We start from the raw sequence: 18,064 nt of genomic DNA, 5'->3' as shown, positions 1-18,064 counted from the left end.
TACTTTTATGTATCTTCGTGTAATTTTTTAATCCAGTACTGATATAAGCATATGATCAAATCAATGACAGGTTTTGGGAAGTCTATCCTTCAACTTCCTACAAAGAAAATTACTATTGAGGTAAAATCTTTAAACAGCAAAAACTTAGACCTAAACGCTAGAATACCTTCTCAATATCGCGAAAAAGAGCTGGAAATGCGTAAAACCATTGCTAAAACCTTAGAAAGAGGTAAAGTAGACTTTAGTTTATATGTAGAAGTAACTGGAGAAGAAAACTCAACTAAAATTAATGAATCTATTGTAAAAGATTACATGAAACAACTAGGTTCTATCTCTGTTTATGCAAAGCAAGAAGAATTAGAGTTGATAAAAATGGCCGTTCGAATGCCAGATGCTTTAAAAACAGAACGTGCAGAAGTTGACAAAAAGGAATTTGAAGCTATAAAAGGAGGTTTATCTGATGCTCTTAAAGCTATAGAAAACTATAGGCTTGATGAAGGAAAAGCTTTAGAAAAGGATTTTATTACTCGCGTTAAAAACATTGGGGATTTACTTGAAAAAGTAATTGCAATTGATCCAGAGCGTATCGAAGTAGTTAGAGAACGTTTACACAAAGCAGTCTCTGAATTAAAGGAACAAGTTGACGAAAATCGTTTTGAACAAGAATTGGTATATTATTTAGAAAAATTTGATATCACAGAAGAAAAAGTACGACTTGCCAACCATTTAGAATACTTTACTACCACTATAAATACTAAAGATTCTAATGGTAAAAAATTAGGATTCATTACACAAGAAATTGGTCGAGAGATTAATACTATTGGAAGTAAATCTAATTATGCTCCAATGCAACAACTGGTAGTTCAGATGAAAGATGAATTAGAAAAAATCAAAGAACAGTTGCTAAATATTTTATAGCGATTTAGGACTATATTTTATAAAAAAGTGGATTTACATAATCCTTTACCCTTCTGGTAAAATTTATATAGATGAAACAAGGAAAACTTATAGTATTGTCTGCACCATCAGGCAGTGGAAAAACTACTTTAGTTAAATATTTACTACATAAAGAAGAATTAAATTTAGATTTTTCTATTTCTGCTGCTTCTAGAGAACCGCGAGGTGCAGAAGTACACGGAAAAGATTATTATTTTCTTTCTTTAAGAGAGTTTAAAGACAAAATCAAAGCAGATGAGTTTTTAGAATGGGAAGAAGTATACCGAGATAATTTTTACGGCACCCTAAAAAAAGAAGTGCAACGTATCTGGGACAAAGGAAAGCATGTAATTTTTGATATTGATGTAGTTGGAGGATTAGATATTAAAAGAATCTATCCTGATCGTACACTAGCTATTTTTGTAAAACCACCAAGTATTGAAGAATTAAAAATTCGCCTTAAAAAACGTAAAACTGAATCAGAAGATAAAATCAATATGCGAGTTGCCAAAGCGTCTACTGAATTAGCTACTGCTCCACAGTTTGATGCTATCGTTACCAATGATGATTTAGAAAAAGCAAAAGCAGAAGTGTTACAACTAGTCAAAAAATTTATTTTAGGATAAATATAGATTTCTAATGAAAAAGATAGGTTTATACTTCGGAACATTTAACCCTATTCATGTGGGTCACTTGGCTATTGCGAATCATATGGCAGAATATTCTGATCTTGATGAAATATGGATGGTCGTAACACCTCATAACCCTTTTAAAAAGAAGAGCTCCCTATTGGATAATATTCATAGATTAGAAATGGTATATAGAGCTACCGAATCCTATCCTAAACTAAAACCAAGTGATATTGAATTTAAACTACCTCAGCCAAATTATACAGTTCACACATTAGCACATCTACAAGAAAAGTATGATAACCATCAATTCAATTTGATTATGGGAGAGGACAACCTTAAAAGCTTCCATAAATGGAAAAACTACGAGGTTATTCTAGAAAATCACAATGTTTATGTATATCCTCGAATTTCTGAAGGCATAACGGATCATCAATTCAAGAATCATATTAAGATTCAAAAAGTCAATGCCCCTATTATGGAAATTTCTTCAACCTTTATACGAAAAGCCATTTCTGAAGACAAAAACATCAGACCACTATTATCCAAAGAAGTGTGGGAATATATTGATGAAATGAATTTCTACAGATAACCTAAAAAATTCTTATGTAAATTAAGAACTACAGAGAATTGATGTGTTCCTATATCAGGAAATGGATTTCCATTAGTTGATATATTGTAACCATAAAATATATTTACATCACCGAAAATACCTAGACCAATCTTAGGGGTAATTACAAAATCATTAGTGTCAAAATTAGTTTGGTATTTTCCCTCTACACCAAGATTTAGTAAAGGGATCATATTTATTTCATATCCTATTTTTACTCCATAAACATCATTACCACTTATGGGAGTCCATTCTATAGCAACATAATAATCGTTAGAAAAAAAACCAACATCACTATAAGTGCAGGTATGTCTTGATAATCCAATTTCTGAATAAAAAGAATTCTGAACACCTGCACCAACTCGTGCCGAAAATCGTTTATAGGTAGTAGAACGAGAATTTGTCCTATACCCCATTTCTGTAATGCTATCTTGAGATTTTGAATTTACTCTTGATTTATCTTGGCCAGAAACAAATGAAATATAAAATAAAGTAATTACAACTAGGAAGAAACCTTTTCTTTCCATAACAACTTATTCCCCAGGAAAATCAGCTTTTCTTTTTTCTAAAAACGCCGTAGTTCCTTCTTTAAAATCCTCTGTTCCAAAGCAATTGCCAAACTCTTTTATTTCTGTTTTAAAACCATTCACACCATCTTCATAAGCCGCATTCACCGCATTAATTGCAGCACCTATAGCTACCGACGAATTTCTCATAATTTTACTTGCCAACTTTTCTGCAAGCGGTAACAATTCTTCTTGTAAAACAACATGATTTACCAATCCATAATTTAAAGCCTGATTAGCATCGATCATTCCTGCTGTCATAATCATTTCCATAGCTCTTCCTTTACCAACCAATTGAGGTAAACGCTGGGTCCCTCCATATCCCGGTATTACCCCTAAAGACACTTCTGGCAATCCCATTTTAGCATTATCGCTTGCAATTCTAAAATGTGCGGACATAGCTAGCTCCAATCCACCACCAAGTGCAAAACCATTTACAGCTGCAATTACCGGTGTTGATAAATTCGCAACAAAATCAAAAAGTAATTCTTGTCCTTTGGCCGCCAATTGACCTCCTTGATCAACAGAAAAATCAGCAAATTCGCTAATATCAGCACCTGCTACAAAAGCTTTTTCTCCGCTTCCGGTTATAATAATTGCTTTCGTTTTAACATCTTTATTTGCCTCATCAAACGCATCATGTAATTCCTGAATTGTTTCCTTATTTAATGCATTTAATTTTGATGGACGATTAATGGTAATCGTTGTTATACCACTATTGTGAGTTGTGAGAATATTATTATACATTATTTATATTGTTTATTTATTATTTTAAATCTCTTTCGAAGTACAAATAGAAGTACATTCCCACTCCAAAATCTTCGACATCCGTAGATACCAATCTCCATCCATCTTTAGCATAAAGATCTAATTTTTCCTGAATATCTTTGGAAGAAGATTTTAAGATATGTTCTTTATCCAAGGTAAGTTTTGAATAGTAAATCAAAGATTCTAATTTATACTCTTTCATGATTTTTTCGTTAATATATTCGTATTACAATTTTGGGAATTTCACTTTAAAAACTGTTCCCTTTCCTTCTTGAGATGTAAAGGTAATACTTCCGTTATACGTTTCCACAATATTTTTAACCATACCCAGTCCTAACCCCATACCACTACTTTTGGTTGTAAATTTGGGTTCGAATATTTTCTTTTTGTTTTCTTCAGTAATCCCAACTCCATTATCAGCAACCGTAATCACAACATCATCTTTTTCTGTAAATACATTTACCATAATTTTCGGAGTATGATCCTCTGATATTGCTTGTATTGCATTTTTTACCAAATTTGTTACCACACGTATTAATTGGGTTCTATCAAACTTGGCAATAATTTCTTCTTTTTCTGATGGAAAAACAATGTAATGTTCATTAAAAATATCCAAAGCCAACCCCACAATTTTTACAACATCCAAAGTTTCACTTTTCTGCGCTGGCATTTGAGCAAAATTAGAAAATGCCGAAGCTATTGAACTCATAGTATCAATTTGTTGGATTAATGTATCACTATATTCTTTTACTTTTTTCTCAATAGTAGGATCGTTAGGATCAAACTTACGCTCAAAACTTTGAACAGTCAATCTCATAGGAGTAAGTGGGTTTTTAATTTCATGAGCTACTTGTTTTGCCATTTCTCTCCAAGCGGCTTCCCGCTCACTTTTAGCCAACATTGCCGCACTTTCTTCTAATTCATCGATCATACTATTATAGGCATTCACAAGTGAATAAATCTCATCACTAGAATCACCTATTCTTATTCTCTTATTACGTTTATCTAAACGGGTCTGATCTATTGTATCAGAAATAGTTTTTAGAGATCTAGTTATGTATTTTGATAAAAAATAAGCTAAAACTATTGCAATTAAAAGCATTAATAAATACACTTGACCTAATCTTGTAAGAGATTCCCATAATTCACGAGAAAAGAAATTATCATCTTCTAAGTATGGTAAATTAAGGATCGCTAAAGGTTTTGATTTATAATCCTTGATATATGTGTAAGAGGATAAAAAATGTTCTCCATTTTTTTCTGAAACTCCTAGGTATCTTTTTTCATATCCACTACCTAAAGTGTCGACAATATGTTGGTTAAGCTGTTTATCAACTGTATCATTAACAAAAGTCTCTTCGGATTTAACCAATAATTTACCAGAAAGACTATAAATATTAATTGGTAATGTATGCTCTTGAGATATTTGATTGATTTTCTTCTTCTCTTTAAAAATTAGAGCAACGTTCTCTTCTGTAACAGGATAGGTAGTACTACTTAATGCATTATTTATAGCTATTTTAATCCGTTCTTCCTTTCTTTCCAATCGCTCACGATGATATTCTTCTGCTTCTTCTTTATATTGATATACAGTAATAGCCGCAACCAATACAGAAGCCAACAGAACTAACACGGTCATAGAAATAAAAATCCTCGTTCTAAGAGAGAGTTTGGTAAGCTTCATAGTATTCTTTGAGACGTAAATATAACAAATATCACACCAAAAAAACTTTAAAACAACGCTAGATTATAACCTAGCTACCTTATGTTTTATAGGAGGTAATTGACTAAATTTACTTAGTTTTGATACTATGGACAATGAGCCTTTACTTTCTGTCAAAAACCTAAATGTTTCTTTTTCTTCAGAAAAGAAAGAAATACAGGTACTATATGATATTTCATTTGATATAAAGCCCAACGAAATACTCGGTGTAGTTGGGGAATCCGGTAGTGGGAAATCAGTTACTTCTCTGGCAGTTATGGGATTACTTTCAAAAAAAACAGCAAAAGTTTCTGGTAAAATTTTCTACCGTGATAATGACTTACTTGATTTTGACGATAAAAAATTACGTTCTATCCGTGGTAACGAAATTGCTATGATTTTTCAAGAACCTATGAGTTCTTTAAATCCTTCAATGAAATGTGGCAAGCAGGTTATAGAAATTTTATTACAACATACTAAGTTTACCAAGTCCGAAGCCAAAGAAGAAGTACTCTCTTTGTTCGAAAAAGTAAAACTTCCAGATGAAGTTCGTGCCTATAATTCTTATCCTCATGAACTAAGTGGCGGTCAAAAACAACGTATAATGATTGCCATGGCAATTGCGTGTAAACCGAAACTACTTATTGCCGACGAACCTACTACCGCACTAGATGTTACAGTGCAAAAAGAAATCATTAGTTTACTCAAAGAGCTTCAGAAAGAGTACAAAATGAGTATTCTATTTATTTCTCATGATTTATCATTGGTTTCTGAAATTGCTGACAATGTTTTAGTAGTTTACAAAGGAAAAATGGTAGAACAGAATACTACTTCCGAAATCTTTAATAGCCCTCAAAAAGAATACACAAAAGCATTAATTTATGCAAGACCATCTTTAGATATTAGGTATAAAAGATTACCGACCATACAAGATTATCTAAACGATCAAAAAAAAGAAAGACAACAAATTACCAAAACAGACAGAGAAGAGCATCATAAAGAATTATATAGCAACACACCATTGCTAGAAGTAAAAAATGTAGAAAAAACATTTTTCTCTAAAGTTGGTTGGTTTGGTAAAAAGGAGTTCAGAGCAGTTGACGGAGTTAGTTTTTCGTTATACGAAGGTGAAACGCTAGGTCTTGTTGGAGAATCCGGATGTGGAAAATCTACTTTAGGAAATACCATTCTTCAATTGGATAAAGCTGACCAAGGAGAAATTTTATATAAAGGTCAGGATCTAACAGAACTTTCTCCATCATCTATACGAGTTCTAAGAAAAGATATCCAATTGATATTTCAAGATCCATTTGCTTCACTAAACCCTAGAATGACTATTGGTAAGGCAATTATGGAACCCATGAAAGCTCATAAATTATACACTGATGATACTGAACGTAAAAAAGAAACAATTAGCCTCTTAGAAAGAGTTGGACTGGATCCTTCATATTTTAATCGATATCCTCACGAATTTAGTGGCGGGCAGCGTCAAAGGATTGGAATTGCCAGAACCATAGCCCTTCAACCAAAGTTAATCATCTGCGATGAATCCGTAAGTGCTCTTGATATATCAGTTCAGGCTCAAGTTCTTAATTTATTAAATGAATTAAAAGAGAAATTTGGATTTACTTATATATTTATTTCTCATGATCTTGCTGTAGTAAAGTATATGTCAGATCAATTATTGGTTATGAACCAAGGTAAAATTGAAGAACAAGGTGATGCAGATATTATCTACGAAAACCCTAAAAAAGAATACACAAAAAAACTCATCAATGCCATCCCAAAGGGTATTTGATATAATTACCACAACATTTCTTTTTAAGAATTATCATCACCAATGATGTTTACTTATTTGTTTATAAGCACACCAAGTTTTAAATAACAAAACTTAACGTGATGAAAACAAATAGCATAAAAAATATCAAAAAGATAGTCTTAGCAATTGCAATATTATTCTTTATTTCTTGCGAAACCGACATTCCAGAAACTGATACAACTACTCCTACTTTTTCCTTTAATATTTCTGGGGATGGTTTTAATAGAACATTTACTCAAGATGATGATTTTTCTAGCATACAACTTAACTTGCGCACAGATACAACATATGATTTTATCTTTTCGGGAGCGGATACTGGTGGCGTAGAGAGAATCTCTTGGCAATATCCACATGATTACATCGAGTTTTCCGAAGAAATCCCTGCACCTTGGGAAACCACTACGCTTACATTTCTTTCTAGCTCTATCTATTGGAATGGTGATCCTACTAATCCAACAACCGGGAACATCTTGGCAGGAAAATTAGTAACTAATGGAGAATCAATAAGTATCTCATTTTCTTTTCTTGTAAAAGATTTTGGAGGATTAGATGGTTCGTCTAATACTATAGAGAAATCGATGACTATCTATATAGACAATCAAAATACAGAACTTATTTCTTTATAATCCATATTTGGTCAAATATCTTTCCTATCCAAAGACCTATTCAAAAACACTTGAATAGGTCTTTTTAAATCTAAATGTTTACCTCTTGCTATAAACCTACACTAATAGCAAACATTAAACTTAAAATGATGAAAACAACAATGAAATTTTTAACGTATGTAATAATGGCTTTTGCCTTAGTATTAACTTCTTGTGATGGAGAAGATGGAGCAAATGGACTCGATGGAGCCATTGGTCCAGCAGGTCAAGACGGAAATGCTAATGTACTTGTAAAAACAGTAGATAATGTAACATGGTCAGCCGGAACCTATCTTGGAGGGGCCGCAAATGAATTTGTTATTACAGATACTGACATTGATCAAGATATATTAGATAATTCGTTAATACTAGTCTATTTTCAATTATTTGGAGATGACATATGGTTTCCTATGACATATAATTTCCCTTTTTCAGATGGTACAGATGAAGTCATAACATTTACCTACAGTCTCGATACATTGACTATATACGCATTATCATCTTCGGGACCGCTAAACGCACAAATAACAAAACTAAAATATGTTATCATAGAAGGTACAGCAACCAGTAGTGACAATTTTGAAAACTTTGAGGACCTTCAATCTTTCTATAATCTGGACTAGTCAATATAAAGTCGACAGCATAATCCTTTGCTACCCTTTATTTGTACTTTGCAACCTTAATATGCCTTGCATATTAAGGTTTGCTTTTTTAGAATTAATCTAAAATTAATTTTTACACAAGCATCCTATTTTGTAGTTTTAGAACACGAATTATAAATCAACTCACCAATGGGAATTTTTGACGAAATAAAAAAGAAGCTAAGTAATGAATTTATAGATATTGTAGAATGGTTAGATAATACACAGGATACCATTGTACATAGATTCGAACGTTATCAAAATGAAATAAAAAATGGTGCTCAATTAATCGTAAGAGAAGGGCAAACAGCTGTTTTTATTAACGAAGGTCAATTAGCCGATGTATTTGAGCCTGGAACCTACACTTTAAATACTCAAAACTTGCCAATTTTAACAACATTAAAAGGTTGGAAGTATGGATTTAATAGCCCGTTTAAAGCAGAAATATATTTTGTGAACACACGTCTTTTTACAGATGAAAAATGGGGTACAAAAAACCCAATAACATTAAATGATGACCGTTTCGGTCTGGTAGAAATTAGAGCCTTTGGAACGTATGCATTTAAAGTCAGTGATCCAGGTAAATTTATAGTAGATATCGTAGGTACAGATGCTAATTTCACGAGTTTTGAAATTAACGAACATCTTAAAAGTTTAATCTCTACTCGTTTTACTGATACTGTCGGAGAGGCTAACTTTCCAATAGAATTATATGCCGCTAACACTACTGAACTATCAGAAACCTGTCAAGAAGTAATGCAACCAGAATTTAATTCTGTTGGTATTTCCTTGGAACGCTTCTTTATAGAGAATGTTTCTATGCCGGAAGATCTGAAAAAAGAAATTTTTGAATATAGTAGAATTGATAAGATTGACCTTGATAAATTAACCAAATTCAAAACTGCCAAAGCGATAGAAGCAGCCGCTGCAAATGAAGGAGGTACCGCAGGAGCAGGAATGGGAATGGGAATGGGATTTGTACTAGCACAACAGATGGGCGGAATGATGAATCCAATGGCAACACAACAACAAGCACAACCTCAGCAATCTGCACCAATTGCTCCACCGCCAATGCCAGTGCAAGTGCAATATTTCTATGCGATAAACGGACAACAAGCCGGACCAGTATCTTTTGATCAGTTAAAATCTCTATTTGCTAATAGGACAGTAAATAAAGATTCTCTAGTATGGAAACAAGGAATGGCAAATTGGTCCGCTATAAAGGATGTAGAAGAATTAAAATCATTTTTAGGGGGTAATACTCCTCCTCCACTTCCGGGAGCTTAATAAAATAAATATGCTTTTTATCCTTTCTTTCGTTTTACCCGAAAGAAAGGATAGTTTTGTACAACCTCTACTATCATAATTCCTGAATGGAAGAAGAAAAAAAAATATTTTCTGAACAAAAGAAATCTTGTGCTAATTGTGGTGCCGAATTAACCTATAAACCTGGTACCTCTGAAATTAAATGTGATTATTGTGGTCATGAAGAAACCATTGATCAACAAGAAGATGAATTTAAAGAACTTGAGTTAAAACCTTATCTCGAGGAAATGGGATCTCTTTCTCATTCTGAAGAGATTACAATGCTTCATTGTAAAAACTGTGGTGCTAATCAACATATAGAAGAAAATTATAAATCATTACACTGTGTATATTGTACCATGCCTCTAATCATAGAGGATGCATACAAAGAAGATTGGATTCTTCCTGGTGCTGTACTCCCTTTTCAATTTGATCAAAAAAAATCACATGAAATTTTTACAAAATGGGTAAAAGAATTATGGTTTGCTCCAAATAATCTTAAAAAAGCTGCTTTGGACCCTGAGCATACTAAGGGTCTATACCTTCCCTATTGGACATTTGATGCTCAGTTATACGCGACGTATACAGGACAAAGAGGAGATTATTATTATGTTAGCGTTCCTTACACTAAAACAGTAAACGGAAAAACTGTTAGAGGCACGAGACAAGAACAAAGAACAAGATGGACTCCTGCAAGCGGAAGTGTTAGTGGTTTTGTAGATGATACACTGATAAAAGCATCAAATCAAAGGAAAAATCCAATTCCTTCGAAAATCGCCCATTGGAATCTTAAAGCATTAGAACCTTTTAATACTAATTTTTTAGCTGGCTTTGTTACAGAAAAATATACTATACCATTAAAGGATGGTCATTTATCTTCTACCCAAGAAGCAGAAAGAATAGCACGTTCGTGGTCGCGTCACGATATTGGAGGTGATACGCAAAGAGTACATTCTGTAAATATGAGTCTATCAGAAGAAACATTTAAGCATATTTTGCTTCCTGTCTATATTAGCGCCTACCAATACAATGGAAAGAAATATAATTTTTTTGTAAATGGACAAACTGGAAAAATATCTGGAAAAAGACCCTATTCCTTTTGGAAAATATTTTTCTTTGTACTTTTTATAATAGCTCTAATTTTATTAATTATTTGGTTAGCCGACACCTATGGAAATCAACAATAAGAACTATTGTCTATATTCATAACCAACTATCTCGTACATAGTTTGATTAAAATTCATACAAGGTTTTTCCCTAATTATAATGAAAATATCCTTACTCAGTTTTGACTTTAAATAAGTAATATCTTTTGATATTCCTTTTCTTAAAGCAAGTATTATTTCTTTATTAATCGAAACCCTATTTACCAAACCCGAACCCGAACCTTTAATTTCTTTGATCTTAACGTTTACTGCAGCTTCTTGGGAAACATCACAAATTAGTTTATTACTATAAAGCTCCATAACCTCAACTGTTAGATGAATGGTATTTGGAGCTATCTGGTTTTGAGTAAATACATTAGGCTTAGGCATATCACCATTGTTAGTATCTCCAAACTTTGGCTTCTCTACCTTTGGCTTTTCGGTTTTGTTTTTCGCATTTTCTTGGGCGATACTGTTCGATTTACAAGAAAACAAGATTGCAATCAACCCTATGTACATAAGTTTATTCATAATCTTAATATAAAAAAAGGAGTCAATTATATCAACTCCTTTTTTCTTAATTAATTGTTATTAAAACTTGTAGCTCTATCTCTTAAGTAATTTAACTACAGTATTTGTATTAGTTCCTGAGATTTTCGCATAATACAAACCAGAAGCCAATCTCGATGCATCCCAATTTACGTTAGCATTAGAGTTAACATCAGATATTGTATGCACTAAATTACCAGTACTATTAAATATATTAATATCTACATTTTTGCTTGATTTGGAAATCGCATCTCCAAAATTAAAGAAGAATGTATTATTAGATGGATTAGGATAAACAGAAATCTCATTTACTAAGTCTAATGTAGTTAACGTAACCTCTAATTCAGGTTCTACTACATCTTCATTAGAACTTATAATATCTCCAAAAATTTGGAATGTTTGATCTAATGGATCTCTTCCTAATGCAACTGTTGTAGCAGTCCAATCTATAGCTCCTGTACCAAAAAGGTTAGCAGGATCTCTAAACTGACTTACTTCACCTACAACATTCTCCTGTGATGCCCAAAACCATTGGTTCCCACCATTAAAGGCAAGATTAGTATATATTGATATCCAATACTCTCCACTCTCTAAAGTAACCGCTTCTGGAAGATCTATATTTAAATTTGAAATATTTGGTTCTGAAATAGGAGCAATCTCTCCACTATTATAAACTTCTGCACCAGGAATCCCTCCTTCATTTTCATAAATAACAATACTTACGTTGTTCAATGCAGGACTTCCATTTACAGCACCAAAAGCTACTATCCTATTAATATTCCATGTATTACCCGCTGGAACTGTAAAATCATCAGCAGACTGCGCTAGACCATTAAAATCTAAGAAGTTCTGAGAAGGTATTGTAGATACCTGTGTATTTGTTTGTTCATAGATAGAAGGTTCAGATACTGTAACTGTAAAACCTTCAGCTACTTGTTCTTCTCCCGAAGTAGCAATTAGACCTATTGAAGCTGAACCGATACTATCTGGCGCATATGATAGGGTAAGTGTATTACCTGTTAATGTAGCTGTTACTAATTCTGGGTCAGAATTAGTTAATTCAATATCAATTGGTAATCCTTGAGATTGCACAAATAAACCTGTTATATCTATACTTGTATCTTCACTATTTTCACTAACACCAAAATCATCTAATAAAAAGGCAGTAACCAAGTTAGATTCTGGTAATGGATTAGCAGTTACAGGAAAACGAGCACTAAACAATCCACTTCCGTGAGCAGCTACAGCAATAAATCCGTCTTTTCTTGTAACTACTTCATCGGCTACTGAATTACCAATTGCAAAATTTTCTTTTCTCCAAACGGTATTTTGCCCATTTAACCTTCTAGTAGAATATAAACCAGTACTTGTTGCAGCAAATACTCTTTGTAATCGAGCACCAAATCTACCTGCGCTACTACCTAAAAAAGCAGTACTTCTTACAGAAGGCCCATTACCTGATCCATCCACATTTTCTTCTAAGTTACCACTAATATTTGCCCAAGTATCTCCACCATCTTCTGTAATAAATACACTTGGAATTCCGTAATTAGAATAGGTAACAATTACGCGATCGACATTAGACGGATCGATATTAATATCATTAACAAAACCTCCTGGTAATCCTTTTCCAGTTGAGATATCAATTGCTTGCTGACCGTCTATATTCGCATTATCCATTCTAAAAACAATTCCAGAGTTTGTACCATAGTATAATCTATTAGCTACTGGAAATTTAGACACATCTAAAGAAGTAATAGTAGATCCATCAGGAGTTGAAGTATTCGTAAGATTTACCCAATTCTCTGTTGCATTTGTATTTGTAAATAAAGGCAATCCATCTAGGTCGTTATTTCTCCATATCGTACTTCCTGCCGGCATATACATGATATTATCATTATTAGGGTCAAGAATAAATGGGTTAACAAAAGCAAAACCTGAGGCTCCTGCAGGTTCTACAGCAGAGAATGATTCAAATACTCCTTCTTCGTCAAAATTAAATCTAAACACATTACCTCTCTGAGAAGAAACATAACGCGTTCTACCATTATCCGCAATTGCACTATAAGCTCCATCTCCTCCAAAATCTGATTCCCAAATGGCATCAGAATCCGTGGAATTAGTAAACCAAGTACCATTATCTTGGAATCCAGCTACTAAATCATCTGTATTTGGCTCTGGATCAAATGCTACGTGATATGGTTGTGTGGTAATGTAACCATTGTTTAACGATGTCCAAGCTACTGGTTCTACACCATCATTAGTAGCTGTAATATCTTCTGTAACATAAACTCCACCATCATTTCCTGATAATACTTTATTAGGATTTGAAGGGAAAAATAATAATGCATGTTGATCTGGATGTTGATTTGTATATAGACTTACATTATTTAATGGAGAATATCCAGCTATCCAACTTTCTTGTCCAGTAGGAGTAGTAAATCCTGTAGTAGATCTGTACACATTAGTTCCTGCAACAAATACTAAATTGCTATCTGTAGGATGTACCTTTACTATCATATTATACTCTCCCTGTAGATTTAAATTTCCTACACTTCCACCAATACCAAAAGGCAAGTTTACACTTAAATCAGTCCATGTTCCTGCTGCAAGATCATATCTATTTAATAAAGCTGGAAATCCTCCAGAATTGTTTTGTGTAAGAAAATACACAGTATTCTCATTAGAAGGATCAATTCCCATAACAGTTCTTCCATACGCAGGTACAAATCCTTCTGGTGTGATATTTGTCCAAGTGTCTCCATCTGTAGAAGTAAAGAATCCAGCTGTTGGATCAGTATCAGAGTCCACTGTAGCATATATTTGACCTGTAGAAGAAATTGCTACTTCCGCTTTACTATCAAAACCACCAGTTAAAACTTCTGTAAATGAATTTCCTCCATCTTGAGATCTTTGAATACCAGTAATTGTACCTAAATAAATATCTCCGTTGGTAGGATCAATAGCTATCGAATTAATTAAATCAAAAGGTTCATTTGTATTAAATATACCAACATCAGGATTTGCTGTAGCTGTTAACAGTTCGAATGTACGTCCTCCATCTCTGGATTTGTATACTCCACTACCTTGATAAAATGCTCCTCCAGCACTTGCTGAATTTCCATAACGTTCTCCAGAAATGTAATACCAAGTAAAACTATGTCTTGGTCTTGGATCTTGCACAATTCCCGTAATACTAGGATCTTGGAAAGATCTCGTAACTTTTCTCCAAGTTTCTCCAGCATTCTCCGTTCTCCATAATCCTCCAGATACTTCACCTGCTAAGATTACATTTTCATTTCTTCTATCAATTGCTAACGCACGAGTTCTACCTCCTACGTTGTACGGCCCTCTATTTTTTCAAAAAGAGAATCTACCTGATTTAGCAGCAGTTTGTATCGATTTTTGTGATTCATCACTTAAATTGATCTTTTCTGAGAACTGAACCTCTGCTTTTCTAATTCCATCTGGTATTTTACCTGTAGCAGGGTTTTTTAATCTCATCAAGTCAAATTGTGATCTTTCTATAGCATTATCCGCTTGTCTTTCTAGAGGAGTTTTAGCATCAGTAGATCCTTTTTTACTATCAAACATTTTTGTTTGCTTATACAATTGATGTCCTTTATTAGGTTTTTCATCAGCTGTAGTCTTTAATTGTTGTGTTTGTGAGGTTGCAGAGAAGGTTGCTAAAGCCATTACGCAAACACAAAAACCTCTTTTGAGGTGTTGTAGAGTTGAATTCATATTTAAGTTAATTTTGTGTGAATACCAAAACTAACTCATTGACCTTAAAACATTTGTTAAAATATTATCAAAATATAATACTATCTTGTTAATTTGGTTGAAGAATGATTTCTCTGCTTTGTGTAATTACATGACAAATATCTTTATCAACTATTATTGGTATGGTAGAAGTAAATGTCTCGTAATTATTGCCACTTACAGTAATTACATAGTTCCCTGTTCTCTCAAAAGCGCCAACAAATGAATTTGTGTTTTCAAAATTTACTAATGTTTCGGTATAATCACCATCCGTAGCAATCACAGTAATTCCTGAAATTAAAAAAGAATCATTTATTGTTGCGTCTTTTATTGTAATATCTAAACCTGCTCTAAGCTCATCTGTACAGAATACCGGATCTAGTGTATCTTGTTCGTCTAGGTTACACCCGGTACAAATTATTAATAATATAAGTACTAATTTCTTCATATTCCTTTGCATATTTATTAAGAAGATGCAATTTAAACCATCTGGTTGCGTCTTCATTTCCGCGAATATATATAATCTATTTGATTCTTGTTCACTTTAGTAAGTTTGCAGATGATGAATAAAGTACTGCTAAGATCTATAAAAAAGTAATAAGGCGTCTATTTTAAAAAAAATAGACGCCTTATTAAAAAATATAATTTCAACTATTATAAATCAAACTTAATACCTTGTGCAAGAGGTAATTCTGTTGTATAATTTATAGTGTTTGTTTGTCTACGCATATATACTTTCCAAGCATCAGAACCAGATTCTCTTCCTCCTCCAGTTTCTTTCTCTCCTCCAAAAGCACCTCCAATTTCGGCACCAGAGGTTCCAATATTTACATTAGCAATTCCACAATCCGATCCTGCATGAGACAAGAATCTTTCTGCTTCGCGTAAATTATTAGTCATTATTGCCGAAGATAATCCCTGAGCAACACCATTCTGAACCTCAATTGCATTTTCTACATCACCACTATATTTTAATAAATATAAAACTGGAGCAAATGTTTCGTGTTGAACAATTTCGAAAGAATTATCAGCCTCCGCGATTGCAGGTTTTACATAACATCCACTTTCATATCCTTCTCCAGAAAGAACACCACCATCTACTACAATGTTTCCTCCTTCTTTTACTACTTTTTCCAAAGCATTTTGGTATCCGCTTACAGCGTCTTTATCAATAAGGGGGCCTACATGGTTATTCTCGTCTAAAGGATTTCCAATACGCAATTGCTTATAAGCGTCTACGACAGCATTTTTTACTTTATCATAAATTGAGTCATGAATAATCAATCTTCTCGTCGAGGTACAACGCTGTCCTGCTGTTCCAACAGCACCAAAAACAGCTCCAATCACAGTCATTTTAATATCAGCGTCCGGAGTTACAATAATCGCATTATTTCCTCCAAGCTCTAATAATGATTTCCCTAAACGTTCTCCAACTGTAGCTCCAACAATTTTACCCATTCTAGTAGATCCTGTCGCAGAAATTAACGGAATTCGTTTATCAGTAGTCATCATTTCTCCTACTTTATAATCTCCGTTAATAAGACAAGAAACTCCTTCTGGAATATCATTCTCTTTTAAAACTTTAGCTATTATATTTTGACAAGCAATACCACAAAGCGGTGTTTTCTCACTTGGTTTCCAAACACAAACATCCCCGCATATCCAAGCTAAAGCCGTATTCCAAGCCCAAACAGCCACAGGGAAGTTAAAAGCAGAAATAATACCTACTATTCCTAATGGATGATACTGTTCATACATTCTATGCCCAGGTCGCTCTGAATGCATGGTTAATCCATGTAATTGTCTAGATAAACCAACAGCAAAATCACAGATATCAATCATCTCCTGAACTTCTCCCAGTCCTTCTTGATAAGATTTACCCATCTCATAGGAAACTAATTTACCAAGAGGCTCTTTTAAAACCCTTAATTCTTCTCCAAACTGTCTAACAATCTCTCCTCTAAGCGGAGCAGGCATTAACTTCCAAGATTTAAAAGCCGATTGAGCCTTTTCTATTACTTTCTCATAATCATTATTTGTGGTAGTAGTGACTTTTCCTATTAAGTTACCATCTACTGGAGAAAAAGATGAAATTTCATCACCATTAGAAAACCAATCAGAACCTGTAGAAGTTCCTTTATTAAGATCAGAAACACCTAATTGCTTTAATGCTTCTTCTATTCCAAAATCTGTTGCTATAGCTGCCATATTTTTTGAATTATATTTTTAGAGACCGTAAAGATACTGCGTTTTGAAGATATATTAAATTTTGACCCGTTATATTGATGATTTTGAATAATATTCTAAAAAAACCTTATTAAAAAAATCAATCTTCTATTAAAATTAAAAGTTTCAAATTAAATTGACTCTTTATGGTTCTGTAACAAATCTCTTATCTACTGGCATTTCTGCACCACAATTATTACAAGTTCTTAACGATTGACTACCATAAAAATGTTTAAAATGTTTAAGAAAATCCTTTTCAATATCATTTAGCTTAAAGTAAACCTCGTGTAATTTAGTATTACAATTATCACAAAACCATAATAATCCATCTTCAGCCTCTAAATCAACACGTTTTCTTTCTATTACCAAGCCTATAGATCCCTCGTGACGTACTGGAGAATGGGGAACTTTTGCAGGATGCAAGTACATATCCCCTGGTCCTAATTTCATAGTTTCTTTTTTACCATTCTCTTGTATATGAACTTCTATCTCGCCTTCTAATTGGTAAAATAGCTCTTCTGTTTCATTATAATGATAATCCTTTCTTGCATTGGGACCAGCAACAATCATTACGATGTAATCTCCCGCATCTTTGTATAAATTTTTATTACCTACAGGAGGCTTAAGTGTATCTCTATTTTCTTTTATCCATTTATCAAGATTAAAAGGTTTTCGAATTCCCATATTTATATCAATTTGAAACATAAAATTAAGCAAATCACTTGAAATCTTTATAAAAACCAAAGTAATCTTCTCTAAAAA

Annotated in this window: 18 protein-coding genes; 8 read left to right on the top strand and 10 right to left on the bottom strand. The window is 33.2% G+C overall.

Annotated features, from left to right (window positions below):
* The first annotated feature begins 51 nt into the window (after positions 1–51).
* The 3 genes from D1815_RS17305 (at position 52) to nadD (ending at position 2,157) form a co-directional block, all read left to right on the top strand.
* Positions 52–918, top strand: a complete 867-nt coding sequence (locus tag D1815_RS17305) for a YicC/YloC family endoribonuclease (RefSeq protein ID WP_118388510.1) — start codon at positions 52–54, stop codon at positions 916–918.
* A 71-nt stretch (positions 919–989) separates the two neighbouring features.
* Positions 990–1,562 (top strand): guanylate kinase, encoded by a 573-nt coding sequence (gene gmk, locus D1815_RS17300; RefSeq protein ID WP_027394377.1) that lies wholly within the window; start codon positions 990–992, stop codon positions 1,560–1,562.
* 13 nt (positions 1,563–1,575) lie between these two features.
* Positions 1,576–2,157, top strand: a complete 582-nt coding sequence (gene nadD, locus D1815_RS17295) for a nicotinate (nicotinamide) nucleotide adenylyltransferase (RefSeq protein WP_118388508.1) — start codon at positions 1,576–1,578, stop codon at positions 2,155–2,157.
* Here the strand turns inward: nadD and D1815_RS17290 are convergent.
* From D1815_RS17290 to D1815_RS17275, 4 genes are read right to left on the bottom strand one after another with little or no spacing between them, the layout of a single operon-like run.
* The gene (locus D1815_RS17290) at positions 2,148–2,702 is read right to left on the bottom strand and encodes a hypothetical protein (protein WP_118388505.1); all 555 of its coding nucleotides are present in this window, start codon (positions 2,700–2,702) and stop codon (positions 2,148–2,150) included. The two genes, nadD and D1815_RS17290, sit on opposite strands and share 10 nt — an antisense overlap.
* A 6-nt stretch (positions 2,703–2,708) precedes the next feature.
* Positions 2,709–3,491, bottom strand: coding sequence for an enoyl-CoA hydratase/isomerase family protein (locus tag D1815_RS17285; RefSeq protein WP_118388503.1), 783 nt, complete (start codon positions 3,489–3,491; stop codon positions 2,709–2,711).
* 16 nt (positions 3,492–3,507) lie between these two features.
* The gene (locus D1815_RS17280) at positions 3,508–3,711 is read right to left on the bottom strand and encodes a DUF4177 domain-containing protein (protein ID WP_118388501.1); all 204 of its coding nucleotides are present in this window, start codon (positions 3,709–3,711) and stop codon (positions 3,508–3,510) included.
* Positions 3,712–3,735: 24 nt separating this feature from the next.
* Positions 3,736–5,193: a PAS domain-containing sensor histidine kinase gene (locus D1815_RS17275; protein ID WP_118388499.1), complete on the bottom strand. Its 1,458-nt coding sequence runs from the start codon at positions 5,191–5,193 to the stop codon at positions 3,736–3,738.
* A gap of 127 nt (positions 5,194–5,320) precedes the next feature.
* Between D1815_RS17275 and D1815_RS17270 the strand changes: the two genes are divergently transcribed.
* From D1815_RS17270 to D1815_RS17250, 5 genes are all read left to right on the top strand, one after another.
* Entirely contained in the window at positions 5,321–7,009 is a 1,689-nt protein-coding gene (locus tag D1815_RS17270) for an ABC transporter ATP-binding protein (protein WP_118388497.1), read from the top strand.
* Positions 7,010–7,110: 101 nt separating this feature from the next.
* The gene (locus D1815_RS17265) at positions 7,111–7,656 is read left to right on the top strand and encodes a hypothetical protein (protein WP_027394384.1); all 546 of its coding nucleotides are present in this window, start codon (positions 7,111–7,113) and stop codon (positions 7,654–7,656) included.
* Positions 7,657–7,796: 140 nt separating this feature from the next.
* On the top strand, positions 7,797–8,297 hold the full coding sequence (locus D1815_RS17260) for a hypothetical protein (RefSeq protein ID WP_147404065.1): 501 nt from the start codon (positions 7,797–7,799) through the stop codon (positions 8,295–8,297).
* A gap of 168 nt (positions 8,298–8,465) precedes the next feature.
* Entirely contained in the window at positions 8,466–9,602 is a 1,137-nt protein-coding gene (locus D1815_RS17255) for an SPFH domain-containing protein (RefSeq protein WP_027394386.1), read from the top strand.
* A gap of 86 nt (positions 9,603–9,688) precedes the next feature.
* The gene (locus tag D1815_RS17250; protein WP_118388495.1) at positions 9,689–10,807 is read left to right on the top strand and encodes a DNA helicase PriA; all 1,119 of its coding nucleotides are present in this window, start codon (positions 9,689–9,691) and stop codon (positions 10,805–10,807) included.
* A 3-nt stretch (positions 10,808–10,810) separates the two neighbouring features.
* Here the strand turns inward: D1815_RS17250 and D1815_RS17245 are convergent, their stop codons facing one another.
* The 6 genes from D1815_RS17245 to D1815_RS17220 form a co-directional block, all read right to left on the bottom strand.
* Positions 10,811–11,296, bottom strand: a complete 486-nt coding sequence (locus D1815_RS17245) for a hypothetical protein (RefSeq protein WP_118388493.1) — start codon at positions 11,294–11,296, stop codon at positions 10,811–10,813.
* Positions 11,297–11,371: 75 nt separating this feature from the next.
* The gene (locus tag D1815_RS17240) at positions 11,372–14,497 is read right to left on the bottom strand and encodes a T9SS type A sorting domain-containing protein (RefSeq protein ID WP_118388491.1); all 3,126 of its coding nucleotides are present in this window, start codon (positions 14,495–14,497) and stop codon (positions 11,372–11,374) included.
* Positions 14,498–14,674: 177 nt separating this feature from the next.
* The gene (locus tag D1815_RS17235) at positions 14,675–15,058 is read right to left on the bottom strand and encodes a hypothetical protein (protein WP_147404063.1); all 384 of its coding nucleotides are present in this window, start codon (positions 15,056–15,058) and stop codon (positions 14,675–14,677) included.
* A gap of 88 nt (positions 15,059–15,146) precedes the next feature.
* The gene (locus tag D1815_RS17230) at positions 15,147–15,524 is read right to left on the bottom strand and encodes a hypothetical protein (protein WP_027394389.1); all 378 of its coding nucleotides are present in this window, start codon (positions 15,522–15,524) and stop codon (positions 15,147–15,149) included.
* A gap of 206 nt (positions 15,525–15,730) precedes the next feature.
* Positions 15,731–17,284: an aldehyde dehydrogenase family protein gene (locus D1815_RS17225; RefSeq protein WP_027394390.1), complete on the bottom strand. Its 1,554-nt coding sequence runs from the start codon at positions 17,282–17,284 to the stop codon at positions 15,731–15,733.
* 162 nt (positions 17,285–17,446) lie between these two features.
* On the bottom strand, positions 17,447–17,986 hold the full coding sequence (locus D1815_RS17220; RefSeq protein WP_027394391.1) for a 3-hydroxyanthranilate 3,4-dioxygenase: 540 nt from the start codon (positions 17,984–17,986) through the stop codon (positions 17,447–17,449).
* Between the last annotated feature and the right edge of the window lie 78 nt (positions 17,987–18,064).

This window comes from Aquimarina sp. AD1 (assembly GCF_003443695.1).
In the GTDB taxonomy this organism is placed as follows: Bacteria; Bacteroidota; Bacteroidia; order Flavobacteriales; family Flavobacteriaceae; genus Aquimarina; species Aquimarina latercula.
This window is presented reverse-complemented; position numbering and strand designations above follow the sequence as displayed.

What these genes read in the sequence shown, in the direction of transcription:
- D1815_RS17305 (WP_118388510.1), top strand. Translation starts at nt 52, where the DNA reads ATGATCAAATCAATGACAGGTTTTGGGAAGTCTATCCTTCAACTTCCT.
- gmk (WP_027394377.1), top strand. Translation starts at nt 990, where the DNA reads ATGAAACAAGGAAAACTTATAGTATTGTCTGCACCATCAGGCAGTGGA.
- nadD (WP_118388508.1), top strand. Translation starts at nt 1,576, where the DNA reads ATGAAAAAGATAGGTTTATACTTCGGAACATTTAACCCTATTCATGTG.
- D1815_RS17290 (WP_118388505.1), bottom strand. Translation starts at nt 2,702, where the DNA reads ATGGAAAGAAAAGGTTTCTTCCTAGTTGTAATTACTTTATTTTATATT.
- D1815_RS17280 (WP_118388501.1), bottom strand. Translation starts at nt 3,711, where the DNA reads ATGAAAGAGTATAAATTAGAATCTTTGATTTACTATTCAAAACTTACC.
- D1815_RS17275 (WP_118388499.1), bottom strand. Translation starts at nt 5,193, where the DNA reads ATGAAGCTTACCAAACTCTCTCTTAGAACGAGGATTTTTATTTCTATG.
- D1815_RS17270 (WP_118388497.1), top strand. Translation starts at nt 5,321, where the DNA reads ATGGACAATGAGCCTTTACTTTCTGTCAAAAACCTAAATGTTTCTTTT.
- D1815_RS17265 (WP_027394384.1), top strand. Translation starts at nt 7,111, where the DNA reads ATGAAAACAAATAGCATAAAAAATATCAAAAAGATAGTCTTAGCAATT.
- D1815_RS17260 (WP_147404065.1), top strand. Translation starts at nt 7,797, where the DNA reads ATGAAATTTTTAACGTATGTAATAATGGCTTTTGCCTTAGTATTAACT.
- D1815_RS17255 (WP_027394386.1), top strand. Translation starts at nt 8,466, where the DNA reads ATGGGAATTTTTGACGAAATAAAAAAGAAGCTAAGTAATGAATTTATA.
- D1815_RS17250 (WP_118388495.1), top strand. Translation starts at nt 9,689, where the DNA reads ATGGAAGAAGAAAAAAAAATATTTTCTGAACAAAAGAAATCTTGTGCT.
- D1815_RS17245 (WP_118388493.1), bottom strand. Translation starts at nt 11,296, where the DNA reads ATGAATAAACTTATGTACATAGGGTTGATTGCAATCTTGTTTTCTTGT.
- D1815_RS17235 (WP_147404063.1), bottom strand. Translation starts at nt 15,058, where the DNA reads ATGAATTCAACTCTACAACACCTCAAAAGAGGTTTTTGTGTTTGCGTA.
- D1815_RS17230 (WP_027394389.1), bottom strand. Translation starts at nt 15,524, where the DNA reads ATGAAGAAATTAGTACTTATATTATTAATAATTTGTACCGGGTGTAAC.
- D1815_RS17225 (WP_027394390.1), bottom strand. Translation starts at nt 17,284, where the DNA reads ATGGCAGCTATAGCAACAGATTTTGGAATAGAAGAAGCATTAAAGCAA.
- D1815_RS17220 (WP_027394391.1), bottom strand. Translation starts at nt 17,986, where the DNA reads ATGGGAATTCGAAAACCTTTTAATCTTGATAAATGGATAAAAGAAAAT.